37 protein-coding genes and 1 pseudogene are annotated in these 25,548 nt (G+C 29.0%); 36 read left to right on the top strand and 2 right to left on the bottom strand.

Going from position 1 to position 25,548, the window contains the following annotated elements:
* Positions 1–40 precede the first annotated feature (40 nt).
* The 16 genes from B3B03_RS06500 (at position 41) to B3B03_RS06425 (ending at position 10,986) form a co-directional block, all read left to right on the top strand.
* Positions 41–631, top strand: a complete 591-nt coding sequence (locus tag B3B03_RS06500; RefSeq protein ID WP_346876768.1) for a GNAT family N-acetyltransferase — start codon at positions 41–43, stop codon at positions 629–631.
* Positions 632–836: 205 nt separating this feature from the next.
* Complete coding sequence (locus tag B3B03_RS06495; RefSeq protein WP_346876767.1) at positions 837–1,310, top strand: GNAT family N-acetyltransferase; 474 nt, start codon at positions 837–839, stop codon at positions 1,308–1,310.
* A 430-nt stretch (positions 1,311–1,740) separates the two neighbouring features.
* A complete protein-coding gene (locus B3B03_RS06490; protein WP_346876766.1) occupies positions 1,741–2,295 on the top strand; it encodes a flavodoxin family protein in 555 nt (184 codons plus the stop codon).
* 150 nt (positions 2,296–2,445) lie between these two features.
* The gene (locus B3B03_RS06485) at positions 2,446–2,925 is read left to right on the top strand and encodes an NUDIX domain-containing protein (protein ID WP_346876765.1); all 480 of its coding nucleotides are present in this window, start codon (positions 2,446–2,448) and stop codon (positions 2,923–2,925) included.
* 168 nt (positions 2,926–3,093) lie between these two features.
* Positions 3,094–3,996 (top strand): YafY family protein, encoded by a 903-nt coding sequence (locus B3B03_RS06480; RefSeq protein ID WP_346876764.1) that lies wholly within the window; start codon positions 3,094–3,096, stop codon positions 3,994–3,996.
* A 61-nt stretch (positions 3,997–4,057) separates the two neighbouring features.
* On the top strand, positions 4,058–4,336 hold the full coding sequence (locus B3B03_RS06475) for a zinc ribbon domain-containing protein (protein ID WP_346876763.1): 279 nt from the start codon (positions 4,058–4,060) through the stop codon (positions 4,334–4,336).
* Positions 4,337–4,350: 14 nt separating this feature from the next.
* Positions 4,351–4,797 carry a VOC family protein gene (locus B3B03_RS06470; RefSeq protein WP_346876762.1) on the top strand — a complete coding sequence of 149 codons (447 nt, stop codon included), beginning with the start codon at positions 4,351–4,353 and terminating at the stop codon, positions 4,795–4,797.
* An 82-nt stretch (positions 4,798–4,879) separates the two neighbouring features.
* Positions 4,880–5,824, top strand: a complete 945-nt coding sequence (locus B3B03_RS06465) for an alpha/beta hydrolase (RefSeq protein WP_346876761.1) — start codon at positions 4,880–4,882, stop codon at positions 5,822–5,824.
* A gap of 162 nt (positions 5,825–5,986) precedes the next feature.
* Positions 5,987–6,352: a hypothetical protein gene (locus tag B3B03_RS06460; protein WP_346876760.1), complete on the top strand. Its 366-nt coding sequence runs from the start codon at positions 5,987–5,989 to the stop codon at positions 6,350–6,352.
* A gap of 196 nt (positions 6,353–6,548) precedes the next feature.
* On the top strand, positions 6,549–7,514 hold the full coding sequence (locus tag B3B03_RS06455; protein WP_346876759.1) for a phosphotransferase: 966 nt from the start codon (positions 6,549–6,551) through the stop codon (positions 7,512–7,514).
* A gap of 225 nt (positions 7,515–7,739) precedes the next feature.
* Entirely contained in the window at positions 7,740–8,411 is a 672-nt protein-coding gene (locus B3B03_RS06450) for a manganese catalase family protein (RefSeq protein ID WP_346846838.1), read from the top strand.
* A gap of 245 nt (positions 8,412–8,656) precedes the next feature.
* Positions 8,657–9,007, top strand: coding sequence for a VOC family protein (locus B3B03_RS06445; RefSeq protein ID WP_346876758.1), 351 nt, complete (start codon positions 8,657–8,659; stop codon positions 9,005–9,007).
* A complete protein-coding gene (locus B3B03_RS06440; RefSeq protein ID WP_346876757.1) occupies positions 8,956–9,510 on the top strand; it encodes an NUDIX hydrolase in 555 nt (184 codons plus the stop codon). The genes B3B03_RS06445 and B3B03_RS06440 overlap by 52 nt, the downstream gene beginning before the upstream one ends.
* A gap of 161 nt (positions 9,511–9,671) precedes the next feature.
* Positions 9,672–10,091, top strand: a complete 420-nt coding sequence (locus B3B03_RS06435; RefSeq protein ID WP_346876756.1) for a DUF3788 domain-containing protein — start codon at positions 9,672–9,674, stop codon at positions 10,089–10,091.
* 5 nt (positions 10,092–10,096) lie between these two features.
* Positions 10,097–10,504 (top strand): DUF3795 domain-containing protein, encoded by a 408-nt coding sequence (locus B3B03_RS06430; protein ID WP_346876755.1) that lies wholly within the window; start codon positions 10,097–10,099, stop codon positions 10,502–10,504.
* Between the two features lie 23 nt (positions 10,505–10,527).
* On the top strand, positions 10,528–10,986 hold the full coding sequence (locus tag B3B03_RS06425) for an NUDIX hydrolase (protein WP_346876754.1): 459 nt from the start codon (positions 10,528–10,530) through the stop codon (positions 10,984–10,986).
* Between the two features lie 387 nt (positions 10,987–11,373).
* On the opposite strand, the gene B3B03_RS06420 is transcribed toward B3B03_RS06425, so the two are convergent.
* The gene (locus B3B03_RS06420) at positions 11,374–11,517 is read right to left on the bottom strand and encodes a hypothetical protein (protein WP_346876753.1); all 144 of its coding nucleotides are present in this window, start codon (positions 11,515–11,517) and stop codon (positions 11,374–11,376) included.
* A 453-nt stretch (positions 11,518–11,970) separates the two neighbouring features.
* Here B3B03_RS06420 and B3B03_RS06415 point away from each other — a divergent pair, with 453 nt between their 5' ends.
* The 17 genes and pseudogenes from B3B03_RS06415 (at position 11,971) to B3B03_RS06330 (ending at position 22,020) form a co-directional block, all read left to right on the top strand.
* Positions 11,971–12,165: a hypothetical protein gene (locus B3B03_RS06415; RefSeq protein WP_346876752.1), complete on the top strand. Its 195-nt coding sequence runs from the start codon at positions 11,971–11,973 to the stop codon at positions 12,163–12,165.
* A gap of 177 nt (positions 12,166–12,342) precedes the next feature.
* Positions 12,343–12,507: a helix-turn-helix transcriptional regulator gene (locus tag B3B03_RS06410; RefSeq protein WP_346876751.1), complete on the top strand. Its 165-nt coding sequence runs from the start codon at positions 12,343–12,345 to the stop codon at positions 12,505–12,507.
* 19 nt (positions 12,508–12,526) lie between these two features.
* On the top strand, positions 12,527–12,955 hold the full coding sequence (locus tag B3B03_RS06405; RefSeq protein ID WP_346876750.1) for a hypothetical protein: 429 nt from the start codon (positions 12,527–12,529) through the stop codon (positions 12,953–12,955).
* A gap of 356 nt (positions 12,956–13,311) precedes the next feature.
* A pseudogene (locus B3B03_RS06400) lies at positions 13,312–13,901 on the top strand (arylamine N-acetyltransferase family protein).
* A 398-nt stretch (positions 13,902–14,299) separates the two neighbouring features.
* Positions 14,300–14,830, top strand: a complete 531-nt coding sequence (locus B3B03_RS06395) for a VanZ family protein (protein ID WP_346876749.1) — start codon at positions 14,300–14,302, stop codon at positions 14,828–14,830.
* A gap of 635 nt (positions 14,831–15,465) precedes the next feature.
* Positions 15,466–15,882 carry an OsmC family protein gene (locus B3B03_RS06385; protein ID WP_346846849.1) on the top strand — a complete coding sequence of 139 codons (417 nt, stop codon included), beginning with the start codon at positions 15,466–15,468 and terminating at the stop codon, positions 15,880–15,882.
* Positions 15,873–16,055, top strand: coding sequence for a hypothetical protein (locus B3B03_RS06380; RefSeq protein ID WP_346846850.1), 183 nt, complete (start codon positions 15,873–15,875; stop codon positions 16,053–16,055). The genes B3B03_RS06385 and B3B03_RS06380 overlap by 10 nt, the downstream gene beginning before the upstream one ends.
* Positions 16,056–16,099: 44 nt before the next feature.
* On the top strand, positions 16,100–16,582 hold the full coding sequence (locus B3B03_RS06375) for a GNAT family N-acetyltransferase (protein WP_346846851.1): 483 nt from the start codon (positions 16,100–16,102) through the stop codon (positions 16,580–16,582).
* 134 nt (positions 16,583–16,716) lie between these two features.
* Positions 16,717–17,178, top strand: a complete 462-nt coding sequence (locus tag B3B03_RS06370; protein WP_346876748.1) for a GNAT family N-acetyltransferase — start codon at positions 16,717–16,719, stop codon at positions 17,176–17,178.
* Positions 17,179–17,396: 218 nt separating this feature from the next.
* A complete protein-coding gene (locus B3B03_RS06365) occupies positions 17,397–17,825 on the top strand; it encodes an N-acetyltransferase (protein ID WP_346876747.1) in 429 nt (142 codons plus the stop codon).
* 213 nt (positions 17,826–18,038) lie between these two features.
* A complete protein-coding gene (locus B3B03_RS06360; RefSeq protein ID WP_346876746.1) occupies positions 18,039–18,848 on the top strand; it encodes an alpha/beta fold hydrolase in 810 nt (269 codons plus the stop codon).
* Between the two features lie 123 nt (positions 18,849–18,971).
* The gene (locus tag B3B03_RS06355) at positions 18,972–19,418 is read left to right on the top strand and encodes an NUDIX domain-containing protein (RefSeq protein ID WP_346876745.1); all 447 of its coding nucleotides are present in this window, start codon (positions 18,972–18,974) and stop codon (positions 19,416–19,418) included.
* A gap of 264 nt (positions 19,419–19,682) precedes the next feature.
* Positions 19,683–20,174 carry a hypothetical protein gene (locus B3B03_RS06350; RefSeq protein ID WP_346876744.1) on the top strand — a complete coding sequence of 164 codons (492 nt, stop codon included), beginning with the start codon at positions 19,683–19,685 and terminating at the stop codon, positions 20,172–20,174.
* Between the two features lie 176 nt (positions 20,175–20,350).
* Complete coding sequence (locus B3B03_RS06345) at positions 20,351–20,827, top strand: DUF4829 domain-containing protein (RefSeq protein ID WP_346876743.1); 477 nt, start codon at positions 20,351–20,353, stop codon at positions 20,825–20,827.
* Positions 20,828–20,991: 164 nt separating this feature from the next.
* The gene (locus tag B3B03_RS06340) at positions 20,992–21,504 is read left to right on the top strand and encodes a GNAT family N-acetyltransferase (RefSeq protein ID WP_346876742.1); all 513 of its coding nucleotides are present in this window, start codon (positions 20,992–20,994) and stop codon (positions 21,502–21,504) included.
* Positions 21,505–21,617: 113 nt separating this feature from the next.
* Positions 21,618–21,827, top strand: a complete 210-nt coding sequence (locus B3B03_RS06335) for a hypothetical protein (protein WP_346876741.1) — start codon at positions 21,618–21,620, stop codon at positions 21,825–21,827.
* Between the two features lie 49 nt (positions 21,828–21,876).
* A complete protein-coding gene (locus B3B03_RS06330; protein ID WP_346876740.1) occupies positions 21,877–22,020 on the top strand; it encodes a hypothetical protein in 144 nt (47 codons plus the stop codon).
* A 333-nt stretch (positions 22,021–22,353) separates the two neighbouring features.
* On the opposite strand, the gene B3B03_RS06325 is transcribed toward B3B03_RS06330, so the two are convergent.
* The gene (locus tag B3B03_RS06325; RefSeq protein WP_346876739.1) at positions 22,354–22,797 is read right to left on the bottom strand and encodes a hypothetical protein; all 444 of its coding nucleotides are present in this window, start codon (positions 22,795–22,797) and stop codon (positions 22,354–22,356) included.
* A gap of 435 nt (positions 22,798–23,232) precedes the next feature.
* On the opposite strand from B3B03_RS06325, the gene B3B03_RS06320 reads away from it, so the two are divergent.
* The 3 genes from B3B03_RS06320 (at position 23,233) to B3B03_RS06310 (ending at position 25,538) form a co-directional block, all read left to right on the top strand.
* A complete protein-coding gene (locus tag B3B03_RS06320) occupies positions 23,233–23,733 on the top strand; it encodes a GNAT family N-acetyltransferase (protein WP_346876738.1) in 501 nt (166 codons plus the stop codon).
* 75 nt (positions 23,734–23,808) lie between these two features.
* The gene (locus tag B3B03_RS06315) at positions 23,809–24,555 is read left to right on the top strand and encodes a GNAT family N-acetyltransferase (RefSeq protein WP_346876737.1); all 747 of its coding nucleotides are present in this window, start codon (positions 23,809–23,811) and stop codon (positions 24,553–24,555) included.
* Between the two features lie 128 nt (positions 24,556–24,683).
* Positions 24,684–25,538, top strand: coding sequence for a hypothetical protein (locus B3B03_RS06310; RefSeq protein WP_346876736.1), 855 nt, complete (start codon positions 24,684–24,686; stop codon positions 25,536–25,538).
* Positions 25,539–25,548: the final 10 nt, after the last annotated feature.

Below are 25,548 nucleotides of genomic sequence, written 5' to 3'. Positions count from 1 at the left end.
ATTTGAATTGTAAGTTATTTATATTACTGGAGGTAAATGAGTGGATATTGAGATACGCAAGTTAATACCAGAGCTTGCAGAAGATTACGTGCATTTTTTTGACACTACGCCACACGATAACAATGTGGACGAGCATAAATGTTATTGTGTGTGTTGGTGTAACGATGATTATGAGGGCAAAGATCTTTCAACAGTAGCGAAAAGAAGAGAATGTGCCTTACAATATGTTAAAGGCAATAACATTCAAGGTTATCTTGTTTATAGTGGTGATACAGTCGTTGGATGGTGCAACGCAAATACGAAATCAGATTGTTTGAAATGCGCTAGTTGGCGAAGATTTATGGATTATGTACCTTTAGAGCAATCCAACACGGGCATAAAGGTGAAATCCATATTTTGTTTCGTGATTGCGCCGGAGATGAAAAGAAAAGGCATTGCCACACTGCTATTGGAGCGTGTGTGTAAGGATGCGGTCCAGGATGGATTTGACTTTGTGGAGGCATACCCATACAAAGAATCTAGTTATCAGTCATCAGATTTTGGCGGCCATTATGAGATGTATAAAAAAAGTGGATTTAATGTGTCTTTTGAGACTGAACAAGGGCTTGTTATGAGGAAGCAGTTAAAGTAGTACTTTTCAAAATAAGCAATATATTAAGCTGACAAATTCCAATTTATCGGTTAGCTTGTTCGTATTTTTATCATTTAACGACTAAGCATAAATAGAATAATCTATGTGAATACCGTATTACTCAACGAGGATATGCGATATTTTTTATGTAGCAATTCAAAGGAAAGTACGAACTGAAGATTATAAATATAAGGTGGTGCAAAACATGAAAGTAAGAAAAATGGTTAAAGAGGATATTGACCTCCTCATAAATATTCGTATGGATTACCTGTTTGCAGAAAAAGGTGTGTATTCTCCGGAAGAGGTGCAAGATATTAGAATGAAGTTAGAAGAATATTTTACTCAACACCTTAACAAGGGATTTATTGCTATCATTGCCGAGAATGAAAATGAAGTATTAGCAACTGCATTTATGTCAATCGTGGAAAGACCTCCGATAATAGCGTTTTCATCATATCTTGTAGGTACGGTATACAATGTTTTTACATACCCTCAATATAGAGGAAAAGGCATTGCAACGAAAGTTATGACAGAACTTTTATCGGAAGCAAAGCTATTAGGCGTTGCCGCAGTTGATTTAATGGCGACTGAAAAAGGGAAACCATTATATGAAAATCTCGGATTTCGAGTATCAAAATATACATCAATGAATAAGTATCCTCTAACACCCGCAAAATAATCATAATCAGAAGTTATATTAATACACAATATTCTTATATTGATTATAAGTCATGTGAGATATTAAAATGAAAAAAATATCCTTGCCTAGTTTTAAATATAAATAGGTGTATATTTACCTATTTATATAGGTAAAAATGGATATAGAGAACTATTTAAATATAAAAATATGAACCTATTTAACTATGGATATATTTAACTATAAAACTAGTTGTTGTGTTCATGCGGGTTTCAGGGGTTATCTATTTTTGAAAGCGACATGAAATTGTTTATCAATAAGTTAGTAGATTGAATTTACAAATGAATAATTGCAGGAGAATCCCCACAGAAAAACACAGACACATTCTTATCTATACTAAAATATAAAAATAAATAAGTTTATAGCAGTCATTTAACTGACTATAAACTTATTATACGAGGAGTATTGATTAATGAAAACTCTTATTTTTAGTGGCACACCTAGAAAAAATGGTGATACTATGGCTTTGATAAACGAGTTTATTAAATATTTAGATGGTGAATATAAAATAGTAGATGCATATGATTGCCATATTCATCCTTGTATTGATTGTAGATACTGTTGGCAAAATGATGGCTGCTGTATAAACGATGAGATGCAAGAAGTTTATAAATATATTCAAGAATGTGACAACATATTAATTGCATCACCACTTTACTTTTCTCAATTAACAGGTCAGTTACTGGCTATTACAAGCAGGTTACAAACATATTTTTGTGCAAGACATTTTCAAAATATAAAACCTATTAATAAAGAAAAAAAAGGTGGAGTTATAATTGTTGGAGGTGGGGATGGACGTATTGAAGATGCCTACACTACAGCATGTACAATTTTACATCATATGAACTCTAGGGATATTGCACCAATTATTTATAGCCATAATACAAATAATATATCATCTAAAGATGATATGAAAGCAATGGAAAGTTCAAAGAATTTAGCATTGTTTTTTAATGATGATGAATAGATCTTCAGCATAATCTAAAATTAAGTAATTCGTATTTTTCTTATATTGCTTATAAGTCATGCGAGATATTAAAATGAAAAGATGAAGTTCTTTTTAAGTGTCAGACAAAGAGTATTTTAACAACCAGTTAGTTTTTTTATGGAGGTAAAAATGAGCATTAGAAGTGCAGCAAAAGCAATTATTATAGATAACAATAAAATTTTATTAAACAAGTGCTTTGATGAGAATAATGGGAATTATTATTCATTGCCAGGTGGAGGACAAGATATATATGAAACTTTACATGAGGCTGTTATAAGAGAATGTCTTGAAGAAACAGGATACAATGTTGTACCAATAAGATTTTCTGCTTTATATGAAGAAATATGTGATAGCCCTAAAATACGAGAGTTATATCCTGAATATATTCATAAAATGTACCATATTTTTATATGTAAATTAAAAAATGACAAAACTATTAATCCTACAGAAATAGATGATATGCAACTTAAAAGTGAATGGATTGATATAAATAATTTAAAGGAAATATATTTATTACCTAGTTTTTTAAATGATAATATTTTTGAAATGATAAGTAGTGAGAATCCTAAGTTTTTCGGTTCAGAACATATAGCTTATAATCACGGTTAAAATATTTTTGTTATGACAAAATATATAGAGAAGATACCTTATACAAAGCTTACCATATAATTCTATTGTGGTAAGTTTTATTCAATTTATGTACAATATAGATATCCTGCAGGAGAGGATTTAATGTTGATAATTGATTAGTTGTACACCATTTTGGGGGGAGATTGATTGAAGCGATTATTTGAAATAATGTATTTGCTATCAGAAAAAAAATGTATAAAAGCTAGTGAATTAGCAGAACATTTTGAAGTATCTGTACGAACTATTTATCGTGATGTGGAAACGTTAAGTATGGCTGGAATTCCTATATACGCTAAAAAAGGAAAGTATGGAGGAATTGCAATACTTGATAATTTTGTTTTTGAAAAAAGTATTGTATCTGAAGATGAACAGATTCAAATTTTAGCAGCCATTCAAAGTATACAAGAGGTAGAAAAAGGCACTATTAATGATTTATTAGTTAAATTATCTGGGCTATTTCAAATAAAAAATCCAAATTGGATTTCGATAGATTTTTCTGATTGGAGTAATCAACATCAAGAATTATTTCAAAGAGTAAAATTTGCAATAGTGAAAAAACGTGTTTTAAAATTTGATTATTATGGTAGAATTGGAGATATTTCAACTCGTAAAGTGGAGCCAATACAACTTTGGTTTAAAGGACATGCATGGTATTTAAGAGGGTACTGTCAAGAAAAACAGGCTATTAGAGTATTTAAATTGTCAAGAATGAAAAGAGTTGAATGTCTTGATGAGTCTTTTAAAAAGAAGGAGCTTAACATAGAGGATAAAGAAGAAATTGATAAATATATAGATTCTCCGCAAAATAAAATTTCGTTTTCTATGAAAATAGATAAATGTATGGCATATCAAGTATTTGATTATTTTGAAGAACATGAAATAAAATCTAATGAGGATGGAACTTTTACTGTATCATTGAATTATCCTAAAGATGAGTGGCTTTATGGGATGATTATGTCATTTGGGAATCATGCTAAAGTTATTTCTCCTGAATCATTAAAAAGTGAAGTTGCAAATAGATTTAAAGAAGCTTATGAAAATTATTTTTAAAGTTGACATACAGGTGTCAATTTTAAAATGGTATAATAAGACATAATTAACAATTTAAATATTGATAGGAGAGATTAACTATGGAGAAAAAATATGTCAAAGTTGTGGTATGTCTTTAGAAGATGAGAAGGAGCTTGGAAAAAATTCAGATAGTTCAAGTAATGAAGACTATTGCTGTTATTGTTTTTCTAATGGTAGATTTATAAAAGATGAAACTTTGGAAGAAATGATTGAAAGCTGTATTCCGTTTAGAATAAGGGACGATTGTCCAGATGCAGAAACTGCACGAGCTAAAATGATGAAGTATATGCCAAATTTGAAACGTTGGAAAAAGAAGTAGAGGAGGATTTTTTTATGTTACATTTAGGTTCCATTTATCTTGTTGTAGCAGATATTAATAAATCTATAGATTTCTACAGTAAATTGCTTGATATAGAAGTAAGTTGTAGAAATCAAAATAGGTTTGCAGAATTTCACTTTGAAGGACACAACATATCTATGCTTAATCCACACTTCGATGAAGAAAATCCTGATAAGATAATAAGTATAGGCAAATATAATAAAGAATTTGATTTCACTGGTGTAACAAGTGCACCTAATAAAAATAAGTTTGTTTTAAATTTTTGGATTGAAGATTTGCAAAAGGAATACGATAGGATTATAAGTTTAAATATATCAACGAAGATTACTAATATAAAATATTTTTATTCCAGAACACCATATTATTATTTTCAATTAAAAGACCCTGATGATAACATTATTGAAATTACTGGTGGATATAATGGTGAGGTAGTAAAATAAAATTTGTACAACTATAAGTAATAATGTTGAAATACCAGTATGTTCAGAAATAGAGATTATTTTTATAGAGGAGGTGTAAGTTATGAAAAAACAAAACGATTATTCTTCAGAATATATCAAAATCAATGGAATAGAACAATACTTGTTACACCACACCATCAGTGCTGAACTTCCTGTACTTTTGTTTTTACATGGTGGTCCAGGAATGCCAGAGTCAACATTCGCATATGCTTTTCAAAAAGAATTATCAAGTTTTTTTAACATTGTTCATTGGGATCAAAGAGGTGCAGGAAAAACATTAACCAAATCGAAAAGAAATAGTAACTATCCTTCTTGTGAAGAATTAATAGATGATTTATTTGAAATAGTTAATTATTTGAAAAAGAAATATAACAAGGAGAAGATTGTTATTTTAGGTCATTCTTGGGGAAGTGTACTGGGAACATTATTTGTGCTGAAATATCCTCAAGAGGTATTATACTACATCGGTGCAGGACAAGTAATAGATATAGTGGAGAATGAAAAGATTGGTTACGAAAAAGTAAGGGAATTAATAATAAAAGTGGGCAATAAAAAGGATTTAGACAGCCTTGAAAAAATAGGGGTTTATCCTGAAAAAAATTACGAAAAACCTATGATAAAGAAATTACAAAGAATTAGAATATTGCAAGGAAAGTATAAGGTTGGAATGAATTTTATTCCTATAATAAAAACATTACTTAAAAGCCCAATTTTCAGGTTGTCAGATATTGTAAGTTTATTTAAAGGGATGAGTAGTAATAAAAAACTTTGGGATTTTTTATTTTCACATAGTTTATATGAAGAAAGTCGTGATTATGAAATACCTGTTTTTTATATTCTTGGGGACAGAGATTTTCAAGCCCCGCATACAATAGCAAGTCGTTATTTTGATTCAATTAATGCACCAAACAAAAAAATGTTTATTATAAAAGAAGCTGGTCACTTTATGATGCTTGATCAACCGAAACTATTTACTAATGCTTTAGCTGATATTTGCAGATTATGAGTAAATACTAAGATTATGAAGTATAAATAAGAGGTAGTTAAGCCGTATTTTAAATATATTAGCTAATATAATCAAATATAAATACATATTATGAAAATTACCAAATATGGTTTAACCTCGTGAATCAAAATAATTAATAGACGAAAAAAGGAGAGCACTAACATGGAAAATATATCAGATGAATGTAAATTGGAATCAATAAAATCCTTCCAGTCAACTATCAGTAAATCCGAAAAGGCCTTGGCTCAGATGACAGAAAAAGGTTCAAATACTACATTAATAAAAAAACGGCTTAAAGCTCTTCACATTGGGTTGGCAATGCTAGAGAAAGTTTGGAATCAAATACCCCACCATTACAATGAGAAAGAATTAGTTGAAGCTGGAAATATTCTTACTGGTTTACTCCCATCAATTGAAAGAGTTTATGCTAAGTCTAAGGTTGGAAGTCCTCAAAGAACGCTTTTAGAAAGAAGGATTAAATCATTGGAGTTTGCTATTCAAGCCATTGACCATTATTCAAATGAATAAATCATCTATTTCTATAGGTAGTTTAGGTTTTATAGATTCAATTCATGGAAGAAAAAGGCCTTATTAATGAATAATTACTGATAATATTTGTTGTATAGATTAAATAAAATTGTAACAAAAATCGTAAATAACTAGGTAAAATAAATATAAATGTCTATTGTAAGAAATTGTTCACCATACAAAAGGGGGGTATCCAATGAAAGGGGTATATACAGAAAAAATAAGAGACATAAACCATATATATATGTTGAAGAGTGTTCTTCATGCAATTAATGTAACACTTTCACAGCAAATTTATATTGAACGTTTTCACGATAACGGAGAAGGTGTTGACAGGACATATAATGTCTATAAAATAATATCAGATGATAAGACATATATTTTGAAAAAGACAGATAAATATGAGGTGGAAGTTTATGAAAAATTTCTTGAGAATAAAAATCTACCTGTGCCAAAACTTGAGGGGTGGGCTTATTTTAACAACGTGAGGTGGATATTAATTGAATATATTGCTGGAACGGATTTACGAATGTTTAATGAAGACATGGCCTATGGATGTGCTGATAGTCTTTCTCGTATTTTTAATATGTACTGGCAGGAAAATGACTTTAAAGATAATGAGTTGGACAACCGATTTGAAAGATATTGGACAAGAATAAATAAAAGGTCAAAATGTCTTATAAATGAGCAGAAACTATTTTCTGCATATGATGTTTTTTTAGATAGACAGTTAGTATGTCCACGCACCTTATGTAATGGGGATTTCTTGCAGTGTAATGCAATAGAAAGCAATGAAGGTATTGTTTTAATAGACTGGGCATTTGCAGGTATTATGCCTTATTCTTTGGATATTGCGCGTTTAATATCCCACGGATCAGAGAAGTTTTTTCCTTTTCCATTTTATATGACAGATGAATATAGAGAGATTTTCCTAAAAAGCATATATAATAAATTGTTATATAAACCTGATTACAAACAGTTTCTTTGGGATGTGACACTTTCACGGCTAAATGAATGTATTGAATTTATTGAAAGAGAATTAAATGATGAATCTCTTGAAAGAGATGAAGGTTTCACTTATTATTATAAAAATGCAGAGGCTTTAGCTGATATCATTTTAAATGGCAAAGACCAATTTGAGAAAGAAGAACGAAATCATTGAAATCATTGGAATTAGATGTTCAAGCCATTGACCATCCTTCCAATTAATAAATCATCTATTTCTATAGGTAGTTTAGGTTTCGAAAGTAGATACTTTCAATGATGAATAAAGATATAATCAAATATTATTATTTTTAATACCGTATTATGGTAAAGGTGTAGAATATTACACTGAAACTTTGCTAATAATAAATTTAATAAAAATATATTATTAGGAGGAAGTAGAATGTTTGAACATAAAAAGCAATTGTTGCATGAAGTTAAAGTAGAGAGACCAAATCCTCAGTATGCAGTACTAATGCAAGAACAACTAGGAGGAGGAAATGGTGAGTTAAAAGCAGCTATGCAGTATATTTCTCAGAGCTTTAGAATAAAAGATCCTGAAATAAAGGACTTATTCTTAGATATAGGAGCTGAGGAACTTAGCCATATGGAAATGGTTGCACAGACTATAAATCTTTTGAATGGTCATGATGTTAATAATACTGAAGTATGTAATGGAGAAATTCAAACACATGTACAATGTGGTTTATCACCTGTACTTATTAACTCATCAGGTGCTCCATGGACAGCAGATTATGTAACTGTTACGGGAGACTTAGTTGCAGATTTACTATCTAATATAGCATCTGAACAAAGAGCAAAGGTTGTTTATGAATATCTCTATAGACAGATAGAGGATAAAGAAGTAAGAGCAACAATAGATTTTTTACTTAATAGAGAAGAAGCTCATAACGCATTGTTTAGAGAGGCTTTAAATAAAGTTCAAAAGAGTGGTTCAAATAAGGATTTTGGAGTTACTGAAGATTCTAAGTTATATTTTGATTTATCAACTCCAGGACCTTCCCATGAAGCTCCAAACCCAACACCACCTTCCTTTGAAAACCCTAGAAGATAGTAGCATTTTAAATACCGTATTATTCAGAAGTGAATTATGCGGTATTTTTTATTTTGTGACTTAAATAATATGAAAAATTGATCATACGCTACTTAGAGCATATCTTTATAGAAGTAATTTTTACAAATATAAAAATACATTATATAGTATTTATGCTACAATAAGTATATAAAACTGTAAATGTAAGTGAATAATTATAATTTGTGGTAAACTAAAAGATTATTTGAATTAACGGAGGTATAACAATGAGATTTGGAGCAATTGGATTATATGTCAATAACATGGAAACCATGGTTAAATTTTATAAAAATGTAATGGGATTAAATTTAAATTGGGATGGCAGTGGATTTACAGCTATTGAAATGGAAGGACAAATTCATCATTTTATTTTATGCATAAGAGAAGGTTTTGAAAAATCTATACCTGAGGTATACCATTGGAATAAAGGCATAAATGGCAATATGGAGCTTTGTTTTGATGTTCCTAACTATTCTGATGTAGATATAGAATTTCAACGTGTTATAAATGCAGGAGGAGAGCATATATGGAATATTTTAATGTATATAACAAATATGGAGAAAAAACAGGTGCAATAATTGAGCGAAACGAAGCTCATAAGAATGGGATATGCCATAGGGTAATACACTTATGGATTCTAAATTCTCGAAATGAGCTATTAATTCAGCAACGTAGTGCGGACAAAGATGCAGGCGCTAATTTGTGGTATGTATCAGTCAGTGGGCATATTGAGAGCAGTGAAAGCATTGAAAGTACGTTAATACGTGAAACAAAGGAAGAATTAGGGCTGGATATTTCACCTTTCATGAATTCTGTAGAATATCTTTATACGTTCAAGGAAACTATGATAGAAAAAAATGGAGCTTTTTTTGATAATGAATTTTATGATGTTTTTGTATTAAAGGCAAATTTTGATATTGACGAGGTCACTGTGCAGGAAGAAGAAGTACAGGCGGTAAAATACATAAGTTATGATGAATTTAAAAATATAGTAATGAATCAGAATAAATCATTTTGGCAGCATAAGACCGGATATAAAATGTTGCTCATTGCATTAGATGAATTTTGCAATTCACATTAATTCACTATGTATGGTATAAGCATAATCTAAAGTAAACTTATTACACAATATTAATAAATTGTGAACCTATCAAGGTAATAAATATACATAATTATCTATAGGAGACAATGATGATTATATAAGTTTCAATTATTCAAATTTATAAAAAGGGGGATATACTTATGCTTGAAAAAGTACCAACAGAAGAGGAATTGAATCAATTAATGGAAGAAGATGTATTTAAAACTTGGTGTTCTATCAATAACTTCATTAAGGATAATTATGATATGGATATGCTATGGGATAATGGCGGGAAAACAGGTGTTTTTGAATTAAAATATCGTAAGAGTGGAAAAACATTTTGTGCGTTGTATCCAAGAGAAAAAGGTATGAAAGTTTTAATTATATTGGGAAAGAATGAACGAGAAAAATTTGAAACTTCAAGGAAAGACTTCTCTGAATATATTAATAATTTCTATGATAATACTCGCCAGTATCATGATGGGAAATGGTTATATTTAGATGCAATAAATAACACAGTAATCGCAGATATAGAAAGATTATTATTTATAAAGAAAAAACCAAATAGAAAGAGAGCGTAATTATCATGAATATAACAAGATGTGGATATTGTTGCGACTTATGCAAAGCATTTGAACCAAATATAAAAGAAAATGACCAGCGAAAAGAACTTTCAAAAGCATGGAAGGATTATTATGACCTTGATATTTTAGCAGAAGATATACATTGTGATGGATGTAGATGTGAAAAAGAAAATCGAAAACTTATTGATACCAATTGTCCTGTAAGAAAATGCGTTATAGAAGAAAATTTAAATCATTGTGGAGAATGTAACAAATATCCCTGTTCCACTTTTGATCAAAGACAAGGACTTTCAGTAAATGAAGTAAAAGAAAAATTAGGAGAAAACTATGATGCTTCTAAATATAATGAGTATTTACTTGCTTATGATAATAAATCAAGAATTGACGAGTATAAGAAAAATAAATTTTAATAAATAATTTGAAGAGGTGAAAAATGGGAAAACATTTTAAGTCATTTTCAGCAATATTTCCAGTTATTTTACAAGAGAAAGATGATACTATACAAATTTTATTGCATCGTAGAAAAAATACTGGTTATCAAGACGGGAAGTGGGATATAGCAGCAAGTGGACATGTGGATGAAGGTGAAACGGCTAAAATGGCTGTTGTAAGAGAATGTGCAGAAGAGTTAGGGATTGATGTGAAAATTAAAGATTTATCTTTTGTTCATCTATCTCATCGTGTTAGCAACAATGGAGGAAGGACTTATTATGATATTTATTTTGTCGTTAATAAGTATCATGGTATACCTAAAGTCATAGAACCAGATAAATGCTCAGAATTGAGATGGTTTAAAATAGATGATCTTCCAAATGAAATTATTGATATTAGAAAAATAGTTCTTGATAATTATAAGAATGACATTCAATATAGTGAAGTAATTGAAATGTAAAGCTGTAAAAGATATAAGTAGCTCACTAAAAATAAAATCGAATAATTTATGAAAATACCGTATTGTTCAGAAATGAGTTGCACGGTATTTTACGTCGTAATTCAAGTATATCAGACCTAGTGTGTAGGACAACCATACATCCTTATATAAATTGTTCTTTGAAAATTGGATAGTATGGTACTAATAATAATTATATAATATATATATTCCAGTTTAACAAATAGATTTAAATGAATAATTTTAGCATATGCGAAGTAGAGATTAAATTATGTTCTTTGAGGGAGAGAGCCAACATTTTCGACAAAACCCCCTCTAAGAGCAAAAGTGGGTAAATTAATTCTATAAATTGGAATTTAGCGAACTTCCTGTTATTCTCATAACAGGAAGTTATTGTTTTCTTGCAAGTTGTAAATCTATTATATCGTATATAGTAATAATACCACTGTTGTCATTAATTGTTTCTTTTATTTCATCAAAGAATTTCATTCTTGTGGTTTCTTCAATAGCAATGTGGTCTGAATAAGTACCCAATAATGATGTATATTCGTCAGCTGTAAAAGTTCTTGTTCTATGATAGAGTCTATAACTTACATCTATAAATCCATATTTGTAAGCTATATTTGCTATATTTTTAGCATTTTCCTCACTATATTCATCTCCACCTAATGAATCAGGCTATACTTTGCATATATATTTTCAAATGCAATATGTATGTTATTGCGTTTCTTATCTTTGTATGGGTGATTAGCAAATCGTGCAAAAATACCACCGCTTTTTAGTATGTCAAATACTTTGGTATATCCTATATCTTCAGGAATCTAGTGAAAGGCTGATGCTGAAAAGATGAGGTCAAATGAATTAGCAGGACACTCAAAATCCTGAAATGCAAAATTTTTAACATTAAATTTATCATAATCTTTAAACTTATGTTTTGAAAATTCTATACCTGAGGTATTTCATTGGAGTAAAGGCATAAACGGTAATATGGAGATTTGTTTTGATGTTCCTAAGTATTCTGATGTAGACATGGAATTTGAATGTGTTATAAATGCAGGAGCAAAACCAATTTATAGGCCTACTACTGAATCTTATGGTATGCGAATCTGCTATGTTGCAGACCCCGAAGGAAACCTTATTGAAATATGTTCAGGTAATGACGATACCAACCATACAGAATAATCATAATTTGAGTTTAGTTAGTTCATTATCTTCTTAAATGACGTGACAAGTATACTTATCTGGAAATAGCTTTGAATAAGACCTGCAACTGGCAGTTGCGAAAGTTCAAGGTCTCTTTGGTAGAATGCAACTGAGCAAAATGCTAAACTAAAAGCAAGAAAACAGGAGGTGGTCTTTATGACATTTGGGGAAAAACTACAATTATTAAGAAAATCAAAATGTATGTCGCAAGAACAACTTGCTACACAAATTAATGTATCAAGACAAGCTATTTCAAAATGGGAGCTCGGTGAATCAAATCCCGATATGGAAAAAAATTGTACAAATAAGCAATATTTTTGATGTAACAACAGATTATCTTTTGAAAGATGAACAAGAGATCAGCATAAGCAAAATTACACTTCAAGGGAACAAAAATGATGTTACCGCACAAATTTTATTAATATCTTCTGTAGCATTTTTAGCAATCGGTTTATTTTGCGCATTTGGCGTTTGGTATGAAGAGCAATCTGCTGAAGCTATTTGGGGTGGAATGATTATACAAATTGTCGGTATTGTAGGTTACTTCATTGGAAAGATATATTCTCAATCAAAAATACCACTTGTAATAAACTTCGCTAATTTAGCCATTGGTTTATTTATGCCAATTTCTATTGCGATTTCGTTATTATGCAGACAGGTAATTTCTCCTTATCCTACAGATATTTATGCCATTGCTGTATTTATTGTTGTATATATCATTACTTTGATTTTTAGTTATATCATTCTAAAAAATCAACAAAGAAAATGAGCATAATGCTAAGCTAACAAATTCCAATATATTTAATAGATTAGATAATATTTCAAGTTTTTTTGAATTGTACATCACTATGTTGTGGTAAATTGACGAGGCTTTTTTAGAGAACTTTTTAAAGACGACCATAAAAAAAGTACAACTTTAACTATGCCTCGCAAAGCTCACAAGGGAGGTCTTAAAGGTAGTAAAAGCAGTAAAATTATTGTTGCATGAAATTTATAACACTTTATGTAAAGATAATTTCCTATTATAAGCATCATTCATGGCAAAGAAATTCAGGGTTAAAGGAGATTTTGAACTAAAATTATAAATTACAAATTGTTCACTTAAAAAATATTCCATATGAAAACTTGGATATTTTAAATCAAGTTCCGCTGTCTCTTAATGCAGAAGACTTATTCAAAAAATGATATTAAACCATAGGGGCGGGTATTGCTTTGAGTTAAACGGATTATATAGTAATTTGTTAAAAAGCCTTGGATTTAATGTTACAAATTTAGCAGGGCGTTTTGCGAATGATGAGACTACTATTAAGATGCGAAGCCATCGTATACTTAAAGTTACAACGAATGATGGTATCTATATATGTGATGTGTGGGTGAGAAGTGAATATATATTTGAGCATGATGACTTTTATGGACATACTTTTTGGCAGAAGGAGCAAGGTAAGAGTTGGAAAAGAGTTTATGGTTTTACAGAAGAACCTCAACTGGACATTGATTATGTCATGCCTTCTTTCTTCTGTGAAAAACATCAACAATCGCTTTTTACTGGTTATAAAAAGATATCAATTTTTACTGATACATCTAATATTACACTTGTAGGCAACACTTTAAAATTTTATGAAAATGCAAAAGTAATAAAGAAAGTCAAGTTAAAAAATGAAGAAGAAATTGATGACACACTTGAAAAGTATTTTAGGGTAAAAATAGATTATTAGTAAAATTATAGAACTAATAGCAGCTGTAATTATGTTACATTTTTCTTAAATGATGTAACATATATGTAATTAGAAAATTGAACAGTACGGTATTTGAAAATATGCTATAATGTGGATAAAAACAGATGGAAAATATGTTAAAGGTTAAATACAATTTATTCTATTGTTGCAATGAAAGATAATGAAATTGTTGTTAGGTATTTTCACTTTTAGTTATAAAATATAATAAGCCATATTTAGAGCATTTCTTTATAGAGGTGCTTTTGTATTTTGATATAGTTTGTTATAATGTGCTATAATAAGTAATTGTAAATGAATAATTATAAAAAATGCGAACTAGTAGTTATTTATATAATCTTATGGTTAAACATGAATTTGCAAAACATTGGAGGAACAATATGAAAGATAATAATAAAACAAACAAGTTAACTAATGTATTATTTATAATTTATTTGATTGCATTATTTTGGATTATAGTATTTAAATTTAATGTACGATTACCTTCTTTGAGAAATATGAGAAGTATAAACTTAATTCCTTTTAGTGAACCTTTAATCTTAAATGGTAAAATTGCTTTTAGTGAAATCATTATGAATGTAGTGATTTTTGTACCACTTGGTATATATGCAGGAATTTTATTTAAAAGATGGAGTATTGGAAAAAAACTTTTCTTGTTTTTCTTAATTAGTTTAATATGTGAAGTATTCCAATTTATTTTAAATGTTGGGGCTTCTGATATTACAGATATAATTAATAATACTTTAGGCGGAATAATTGGATTAATGATATATAAAGGAATTGAAAAAGCATTTAAAAATAGTGTTAAGGCACAAAAATTCATAAATATAATTGCAACAATAGGAACTATCTTAGTGATTTTATTGTTATTATTACTAATGACAAACAACCTATGGATATTTAGACATTAATACTTTACATACTGATCCTATGTATGTTTTAGAGGATTGTCAGGATTATTTAGGAATAAAATTATTTAATGGCTTTGATTAAAAATTGAAGCCATTTATTTTAGAGCATCTCTTTATAGAGGTGCTTTTTTTATGTAAATACATTTTATTGTAATCATGCTATAATAAGTATTATAATTATGATTGTAAATAAATAGTTGCAAAATAATTAGAAGTATAAAATTTATATTTTATTCAGGGGATTATAATATGCAATGCAAGATATGTGAACAACAAAAGAATATTGCAAATGATCCATATTTTATTATGGAACTTGAAACTGGATATGTTATCTTAGGATGGTATCAGAGGTTCAACACCTTGAAGAAATGTCGATAGTTGCAGAAGCTGTTTCTAATGTGTTTAAGCCAGATAAAATGAATTATGAGCTTAATCACTGGATTTTATGAAAGATATGATGAATAAAATAGACTTATAATAAACAATGCTAGAAAAATAGCATATATTACCAAATGTATGAAAAGTGTATGCAATAAAGTAGTAAATATATTGTACTTTTCTTGTGAGTTAATACATAGTTGTAAAAAAATAAAATATTATCAAATAGTATAAATGTAATTTTAGGAGGTTTTATTGTGAGTAATAATTTGACAGTAACAGCAGATCTTATAAATGACAAGGTGAAATTTTCAGGGGTATCACGTTATAATAAGGAGATAATCATTGATTCCGTGGATGGCGATGGGTATACTCCACTTGAGCTATTTCTTATGAGTCTGGCAACCTGCAGTGGGATGACCTTAGCTTTATTGCTTAGGAAGATGAACAAAACTGTATCTGAATTAAAAGTAATCGCTTCAGGTGAAAGAAGAGAAATCTATCCTACATATTTTAAAAGTATACATTTAATATTTGAAATTGCATCAAAGGACGTACAGACTGATGAGATCGAAAGGACTATAAAACTGATGGAAGAGTCGTTATGCCCTGTTTGGAACATGGTAAAAAGTAATGTTGACATAAGCTATGATTATAAGATAATATGCCACTAAAAAAGGTAATTGAACATAATTTGGATTTGATAAAAACCGCAGACTATATAATAGATATGGGCCAAGATACAGGAGAAAATGATGGTCAAATAGTAACAGCGGGAACCCCTGAGGATATTATAATGTGTGATGAATCCTATACAGGAAAATATCTAAGAAAATATATGAAATAAGGTATAAATCGAGAGGAATGTATTATAATTGGAGGAATGTAAAATTGGAAAATTTATCACTAAAACCTCGCAAACTTGAAAATGTAAAAATATTTTGGAGACAATCCCAGGACGAAGAAGTAGAAGCTATGTTTCCATTTGAAAGGAATACATTAGACCAAGCAGTTAAGATGTATGAGGAATCATTAAAGCCTGGTGCAAGGAGTTTTGGGAAGGTTATTTATTTTGATGATAAATACATAGGTGATATCTGGTGTTATGGAATCGATGAAGCTGATGAGAAACAGGCATTTGTAAGTATAGTTATATTTGATAAGACATATTGGGGTAAAGGGATTGGTAAGAATGCGTTAACACAATTTTGCCACATTGTATTTGAAAAATATAATGTCAGCAAGTTATGTGCATTCACATATAAAAATAACACAAGATCTAAAGGTGTCTTAGAAAGTGTGGGATTTAGGATGCTTGAGGAGTTTGAAGAGGATGGTGTGCCTTCATACTATTATGAATTATTGAACCAATAAAAAAGGAAAGTGTAATATAAAGAAAGTAGATTATGAATTAGTAGAAGCTAATAATAAGAATTGTAAAAGTAAAGTATAAAAGATAGAAGAAGTTTATTTTATAAAATAAAATTATAATTTATAAGGAGTGAAAAATGAGCAATTATAGAATTATAAAATTACAGGAATACCCTGAATTGAAAAACTACGCGGCAAATTGGTTTCATGAAAAGTGGAATATTCCCCTTGAAGCATATATTGAAAGCATAGATGAATGTATGAAAAATAAAACTGCTGTTCCACAATGGTATATAGTAATAATAGGAGATAAAATTGTAGGTGGACTTGGTGTAATAGAAAATGATTTTCACAACAGAAAAGATTTAACTCCTAATGTATGTGCTGTTTATGTGGAAGATGATTATCGCTGTCAAGGAATTGCTGGTAAAATGCTGAACTATGTATGTGATGATATGAAAGAAAAAAATGTTGATACACTTTATCTTGTTACAGACCACACGTCTTTTTATGAGCGTCATGGTTGGGAGTTTCTGTGTATGGTCCAAGCCGAGGGTGAAAAAAATCTGACAAGAATGTATATCCATAGAACAATATAAATTAAAGTTTATTGATTAGATTATTGAAGAAATAAGAAAAATATAATAAGAAATACTAAATAATATGATATGATGTAATATAGTTAATAGTATTTATTTAACTTAATAGAGTTTTCTAATAGTATAAAATATATTATTAGAAAAGCAATAGAAAGGGTGAACTTCATGAGTGTATTCTACTCTTACTTTTAATATTTTTAAAAATGAAGGAGAATAGAATGATTAAAAAATTTGATATAAGTAAATTAGATGATGTAATGGCAATCTGGCTTGAAACTAACATTAACGCTCACAGTTTTATACCGGAAGAATACTGGATTAAAAATTATGATATGGTGAAACAAATGTTGCCATCTGCTGATATTTATGTTTATGAAGAAAATAATATTATAAAGGGTTTTATAGGAATTGTAGAACAAAATTATATAGCAGGAATTTTTGTGAAAAAAGAATATCAAAAAGAAGGTATAGGACAGAAACTGATAGATCATTGTAAATCTAGGTATCCATATCTCCTATTAGATGTCTTTACAAAAAACAAAAGAGCAATAAACTTCTATGATAAAAACGATTTTATAGTTGTAGATGAACGTATTCATGAGGATACAAAAGAAATGGAATATACTATGTCTTTTGGTAAAAAATAGTTTAATATATAATCGACAGAAATAAGCGTGTTGCAAAAAATTCTGCAACACGCTTTAACAGTAGGAGGATTATTTGTGAATAAGAAAAAAATCATTTGGGGAATAGTTATTTAATATAAAGAATTAGTAAAAGGCGATATTTATAGCATCTCTTTATAGGGGTGCTTTTATTAAAATTACTTTAAAATAGGAATTTATGAAAGGGGTACTAATATGGACGATAGAGTAAAAGCATTGAGTGGAGGAAGTACGAATAGAGATTTGGCAAGTCAGGATGTTAATTGGAAACAGAATCAATGTCATTGGAATGTTGAAGATAATAGAAATAAATATAAATGTGAGGTAAAAGGAACGCCAACTGTGATATTTGAATCAGGTTTAGGCGATGATAATGGAGTTTGGAAGTTAGTTCAGCAAGAAATTTCAAAAACTACAATAACATTTTCTTATGATAGAGCACAGCTGAGAAATAGTGCTATAGGTGATTTATCAAGAACAAGTTTAGAGCAAGTTCACGAGTTACATACCCTTTTAAATAAAGCAAAGGTTAAAGCACCCTATATTATAGTTGCACACTCAATAGGAGGCTATAATGCAAGATTATTTGCTGGTACATATCCTAAAGAATTAGCTGGTATTATATTTATTGACTGTTCACATGAAAATCAATTTGAAGATAGGGTAAACCGTTCTTCTGCTGAAGAAATAGAAATGGTGAGAAAACAATTGATTGGAGAAGAGCAAACTTTTGATAAATTATTAATAAGTGCTAAGCAAGTAAAAGAAATAAGAAAAAAGGATGCTTTAAGGAATATTCCAATAATTGTACTTACTGCTGACCATAAAGGTGAAGAGTCTGCTGCCATTTCGGAAGAAACCTGGTTAAACTATCAAAATGACATAGTAACATTATCGGATTATAGTAAACACATCATGGTTAAAGATTGTTGTCATTATATACAGAAGGATAAGCCTCAGATAGTAATTGATGCTATAAATGAAATAGTTGATAGGATGCTTTAAATACGTACATTTTATTGTAATTCTGCTTCAATAAGTATATGTAACCATGTTTGCAAATGAAAAATTATAGGATAGAACCAAGTAAATATTATTTATATTTGTAGATATAAAAGGAGTAAGAGAATGGAAAGAAAAATACGTAATTCTGCAAAGGCATTGATTATTAAAGATGGGAAAATGTTAGCATCAAAAATCAATGATAACGGTGATATTTTTTATATAATGCCTGGAGGTGGTCAAGAATCTGAAGAAACTTTGGAAGAGGCTGTTAGAAGAGAAGTTAAAGAAGAGTTTGGATTGATTGTTGAACCCAAAACCCTTGAATTTGTAATTGAAGGAGTAACAGGGGAGTCATTTCATAGAGTTGATTTAGTATTTTTGTGTGAGTACATCAAAGAAATACCTGATGCTCAAATTACTGGTGATTATAATCAAATTGGATTTGATTGGTTACCTATTGAAAATCTTATGAATGAGCCATTATATCCTTCAAAATTAAGAAAACAGATAATGAATTTATATAATGCTGAAGAAACGGTAGTATATCTTGGAAATGAGAGTATAGAATAAATATTTGCTAATCCATATTGGACCTACTGATGCTGGTAAGAGTACTACGTTAAAATGTTTAATTGGAATACTGCAACCGACATTAGGAAGTGTAGAAATTGAAGTGCCTAATTGTGAGATAGAAAGTGTTATTTATAGTAGTAACTTTTATAAATATAAACATACATTATATAGCATTTATGCTATAATAAGTATACAATATTGAAACTATAAAATATAAGTGAAACATCTTTAAACTACCTTATAAAATTAGGAGGATTATTTGTGAATAAGAAAAAAATCATTTGGGGAATAGTTATTTTTATTTTCTTTGCTATAATTGTATGGATTGACATACCATATATTTTTCCTACAAATAACTTAATATCAAAAAATAATTATGATTACACCTATAAACAAGTAAATGCATATGACTATACCTATAGACAAGAAGATGAAATAGATTCAGATTTACTAGATAATTCAACTTGGATAGATAATACTGAAGATGACAAAGTAAATAAGTTAGTCAGTATAATTGATGAGTTATCTTATAAAAAAGCTAGGAGGCCTAAGGATTGGTCTAAATTTAGTCTTAATTTTATGGCAAGCTATGATGAAGATGAATACACTACTTATACTAAAGATGTATTTTCTATTACATTTTATGATGATAACGTAATTGGTTTTCGAGAACAAGATCAGCATAAGGAAAAATATTATAAAATCCAAGATAAGGATTTTGATATTAAAAGGATTATGGAAGAGTTAAAATAATTATTTAATGTAAGAAATAGTAAAAGACAATATTTAAAGCATCTCTTTATAGGGGTGCTTTTTTATATACATACATTTTATTGTAATTATGCTACAATAAGTATATACAACTATGTTTTCAAATGGGAATGTATTATAATGGGAAAAAGAAAAAGTTAATTCATAGGAGGGGTATTATGAAGAGAAATATAAGTTTCAATGTTATGCTTATTATTATTACTTTGATCCTTCTTGTCGGTTGCTCAAGTGAGAGCAATAGGTCAATTGATACTAAAGGTGATTCTGCTCAAACTGTAGTAGAGAATTATTTTAAGTATGAAAATGAAAAAAATAAAGATAAGTTATTAACTACTTTAACAGAGCATTTCAACGCTCCAAATGTAGTTTGGGGCTTTGATAATTTGGACAGCACTAAGATAATAAGCATTGAAGAGGAAATGAACGAAAAAGTTAAAGAAGGTTATTTGCATAATGGACGAGGTAGTACAAATGGAACAACAGAAAATAACCTTAAAGTTTACAAAGTAAAGTATGAAGTAAAGTATAAAAATGATGGAGCGAGTCCCCAAAATAGTGGGATATATGATTGGTGGTATTTTGTTATAAGAAAAGATGAAAATTCACCATGGCTTATAGATGATATGGGCGTATAATTAATTCACACTCTTCTTAAATAATATACTGTCTGTAAGAAGTAATTGGGAAGTGTAATTTTCATATTATACAAAACACTATAGAAACCTTAATATGCAAATAATTTATAAAATAAAAAGTGCATAAAACTTTACACTAATTTATCTAATATGGGGGAGCATAAATGGAAAATATCAAAGTGGAATTAAAGACACCTAAATTTGAAGAGTTAGATTATAGAAGAAAACTTTTATCAGATAGAGAAACAATGATTTACAATATAGGGTATGAAGACACTGATGGAACAGGATGTATAGATTTTAAGGAAAATACTTGGAGAGACTGGTTTTTTAGATGGGTTAATAATACTCCAGAAAGATATTATGCATATATTATTAAGACTGATGAAAATTTACCTGTTGGTGAGGTTGCTCTACGATATGTAAGTGAAAAAAAGTCTTACTGTGTTAATATAATAATCGAAGCAAGACATAGGGGCAATGGATTTAGTGAACAAGCCTTAAGATTATTAGTTGATGTTGCATTCAATGAGTTAGGAGCAGATAAGGTATTCTATGATTTTCCAAAATCCAGAATATCCGCAGAAAAAGTGTTTAATAAAGTAGGCTTTAAAAGAGTTTCAGATGAAATTGTTGAATTAACTAAACAAGATTATTTAAGTAAGCAGACGGTATAATACAATTGGAATAAAAAAGGTGAAAGACTAGACTTGAAAATAGATAATAATTTAAAAGAAACAAAAAGATTAATAAATAATTAGATGGATTGAAAATTATAGGTGGTATATTTATGTTATTAGACCAAATTCTTTGTATTATATTGATACTAATAAGTATATTTATAATTATAAAACCTTTGAAAATTATGAACACAATTAGAGTTATGTTTATCCTACAAGAATTAGATAAGGAGGACCCTAAGGTTTTTTTCTATAGATTTTCTGGTATAGCAGGAGTATTAATTTTTGGACTATTACTGCTGCAGACATTTTCATATTAGGAGATTTTAATTTTAGTTTGAAACTATAGCATATTCTTCACTCTTGGGAATGAAAATTAAAAAATTTAATTGTAGGAATTGTACTTGCTATTGCTTTAATGATCTTCACCACACTCTATATACTCGGTTAATAAACAATAATTTTAATGGTGCCTTGGGTGGTAAAATAGTTGTGGAAAAGATGAAGAAATAATGGCTCATAGAAGAAAGGTTTATAATATTACAAGAGAGAGGCATCCTTAAAGGTTTAATAGGGAAATTAGAAATTGGGCATCCCCTAGTGAGGTAGCACTTAATACTAGTGAAGAGGTTAATGAAAGGCTTAAGAATACAGACACCCTATTTTAAAATACCTAGTATTTTACAATAGGGTGTCTTTTTTAAAATGCAACTGTAAAAATTTTAAACATGAATTTCATATGAAAATATAAAAAGGTTATCCATCTACGTCCTAGCCAACAAGAATTTTACTATGTTCATATTGCGCTTCCATAAATTTTGATTTGCATTAATCTTAAATAATCGATTAATTTAAAAGGGCTTTCACTCTCAAATTTTTAAACTCGATTTTTATAGCTTCATCTTCTGCCTGAGGGTTTAAGCTTTTTTGCCAGGCAATGTAATATGTCATTATTTTATCTTCATATTTAGCCCAATCATCTTCATCAATTTTTAAAAATACACTGCTACCTACTTTTGCTTGCTGTTCTTGCGTGGTTTCTTCTACGCTTTTAGTTTCAATAATTTCAATAATTTCTTCAGACAAGGCTATTCCCTTTGATGCACTATTCCATGCACCTTGTACACCAATAAAAACCCCACCTGCCACAAGCAGCAAAGAAACAAGTAAAAGCAATAAACCGGTTTTAAAATTTCTTTTTTTAAAGTAAAGACATCCAAATAATATCCAAATTGCTACAATAAATCCCACTGCACCTATAACGGCTAATATAGTTCCAAAATTATTCATATTTTACTCCTTAATCTATACGTCATCTTTGAATCCATTCAATATGAAGCTCTATATTTATACTCCATTTTTAAAATTTCATTTTAAAACAATTATTTTCCATTAAAAATTTTATTCTTGCTATTCTTTCATTAATCCTAATAACTCCAAATACAAAAACATCCCACAGGGTAATTTAGGGACACAACCCCTTTGCAAATATTTTGCCTAGTGGTTATTTTTATATTTTATCATAGCAAGATCATTGCTTCAACCATTTAATTCAGTTCACTATCCAATCTATTTAAATTTTAATCATCCCTAAAATCTGATTTGAAAAGTTTAAAATCCTATCTTTAAAGGTATTTTTTTCAGCTATCCCTGGGTAATATATATATAATATTGTAAATCATGTTATAATTAGTATAATTAAAACTATACTTAAGGAGGAAGAACATGGAAGACTTCAATATAAAATTTAGAGAAATGAGTGATGCTGAGTTTGATAGATTTGCTCAGTGGGATATTCTAGATTATTCCAAAGATTTAATAAAGGCGGGTCTATCTAGTGAAGAAAATGCACTGGAGGATGCAAAAGAAAGTTTTAATGAATTGCTCCCACAAGGAAAGGGCACAAAAGATAATTATATTTATGTGATTGTAAATAAGTACAATGAAAGTTTGGGATTTATCTGGTATCAAAAGTATAAGGAAGATATAGGGTTTATTTGCGATTTCTTAATACTTGAGAAGTACCGTAAACAAGGTTATGGAAAACAGACCTTGCTTATGCTTGAAAAAGAAGCAATAGAAAAGGGGTTTAATAAAATATTACTCAATGTTTTTAAATACAATAAACCCGCTTATTCACTATATAAAAGTTTAGAATATGAAGTTAGAGATGAAAAAAATCAGAATATATCTATGTTGAAAAATTTGAAAATTAGGAATTATTAATTCACTGCGTGTAGGTAAGGTGAAGTAAAGATTATTAAATAATACATGGATAGATAAAACTTAGGAGATGGATAAATGAATAAGATGCAAATTAAAAAAATTGTGAAAGAAAATCTTGGAGAACACTTAAATTGTGAACAAGAAATCTTTGATCATAACGGATTAATTTTTCATAAACCAATTAAATTAAATGAATTTCAACAAAATCCATTTTTGGAAATTACGAGCATTGAAAAAACAATTATTGTATCAGCTTCAGATGAAATTATGGAAAATGTGAAGACTTTATTAGTTGGGAAATCAAGAGATGAGGTATTTGAATGCCCTTTAATATATGGTCAATCAATTTATTATATTCCTGATATGAAAGAAATGAAGTTATGTGATTTATTACCACAATACGAATATTTCTATTTAGAAGGAAATGAGATAAATAAATTAAGAGAAATTAAAGGATTTAATAATTCATTAGAGTTTGATGAATGTGGAAATGCATCTACTGCAATTGTATTTTTTGCTATGAAGGATGGAGAAATCATAGGACTTGCTGGTGCATCTAAGGAATACAATAATATGTGGGAAATGGGTATAGATGTAAAAGGTAATTATAGAACAGGTGGTTTGGCTACAGTACTTGTAAATCATTTAATGCATAAAATATTAAGCAAAAACATTTTACCCATATACTGTGCATCATCATCTAATATTGCCTCACAAGCAGTAGCTCATAGAGCTGGGTTGATACCTTACTGGATAAGCACATATAAGAATATACTTGATGGTAGTTCATCTTATAATGAATTAGTGAAACTATTATATTAATATTACAAGTGAAGTAACAAGCAATTTACACCTCAATTTTTTATGTGACATTTTAATAGGAAATTAGAGTTTAGATTAATAAATATATTTAAATAGGATTTCAAAATAATTAATAATGGGGGATAAAAATGATAAAAAACGTTTATACATCTGAGGAAGTAATTGATTTTATATGGGAATTAAGTCAGGACAATATACATGCAAGTTATCCAAGGATAAACTCAATAGAGGAGCTTAAAGGAGAACTTGAAAAGGCTCTAAATGAGAAGAATCGTAATATAATAGCCTATTATCAAAATGATGTACTATGGGGCGTATGCACTTATTTTTGGATACCTGATGAAAAATATGCACAAACACTACAGTTTTTAATAAGAGACGATTATCAACAAGTTGCAGAAGAAATGATTCATTACATAAGTAAGGAATTGTCTGGATATAAGCTATTTATAGGTGTACCATTTTCTAACGAAAATGCAAACCAATATTTTAAGAAAAAGAATATAGAATGTATCGAATCTAGTATTGTGGCAAACTTATATAATTTAAAAACTCATTGGAATCAAAGGCATGATAACGTAGATAAAATTACTAAAGATAATTTTGAAGAATATGCTATATTTCATGATAAACATGCTATTCCATTAGGTATTTATTACAATAGCACAAATTTGAAAAATGATATGGATTATTTTCAAGTACTTGTCTTTAGAAAAGACGAAGAGATTCATGGAAGCATTTTTACTAAGGGTAACAAAGACTTATCAGACGTTGTTGGTTTATTTATTGATAATGAATATAAAAATAAAGGTATTGAAAGTATTTTAATCAATGAAATGCTCATGGAATTATATAATGAATTTGGTTCCGTAAAAGAAATATTATATTTTGTTGATGAAGATAATAGTGACGAACTAAATTTTGTGTTGAATGCAGGTTTTGAAATTAAAGAAAGATATAGATGCTATAGATGTATACTTTAGTTTACTAAAT

The sequence above is a fragment of the Clostridium sp. UBA5712 genome, assembly GCF_002419845.1.
Taxonomy (GTDB): domain Bacteria; phylum Bacillota; class Clostridia; order Clostridiales; family Clostridiaceae; genus Clostridium_J; species Clostridium_J sulfidigenes.
Note: the sequence above shows the minus strand (reverse complement) of the source record. Positions and strands in the feature narration are given on the sequence as shown.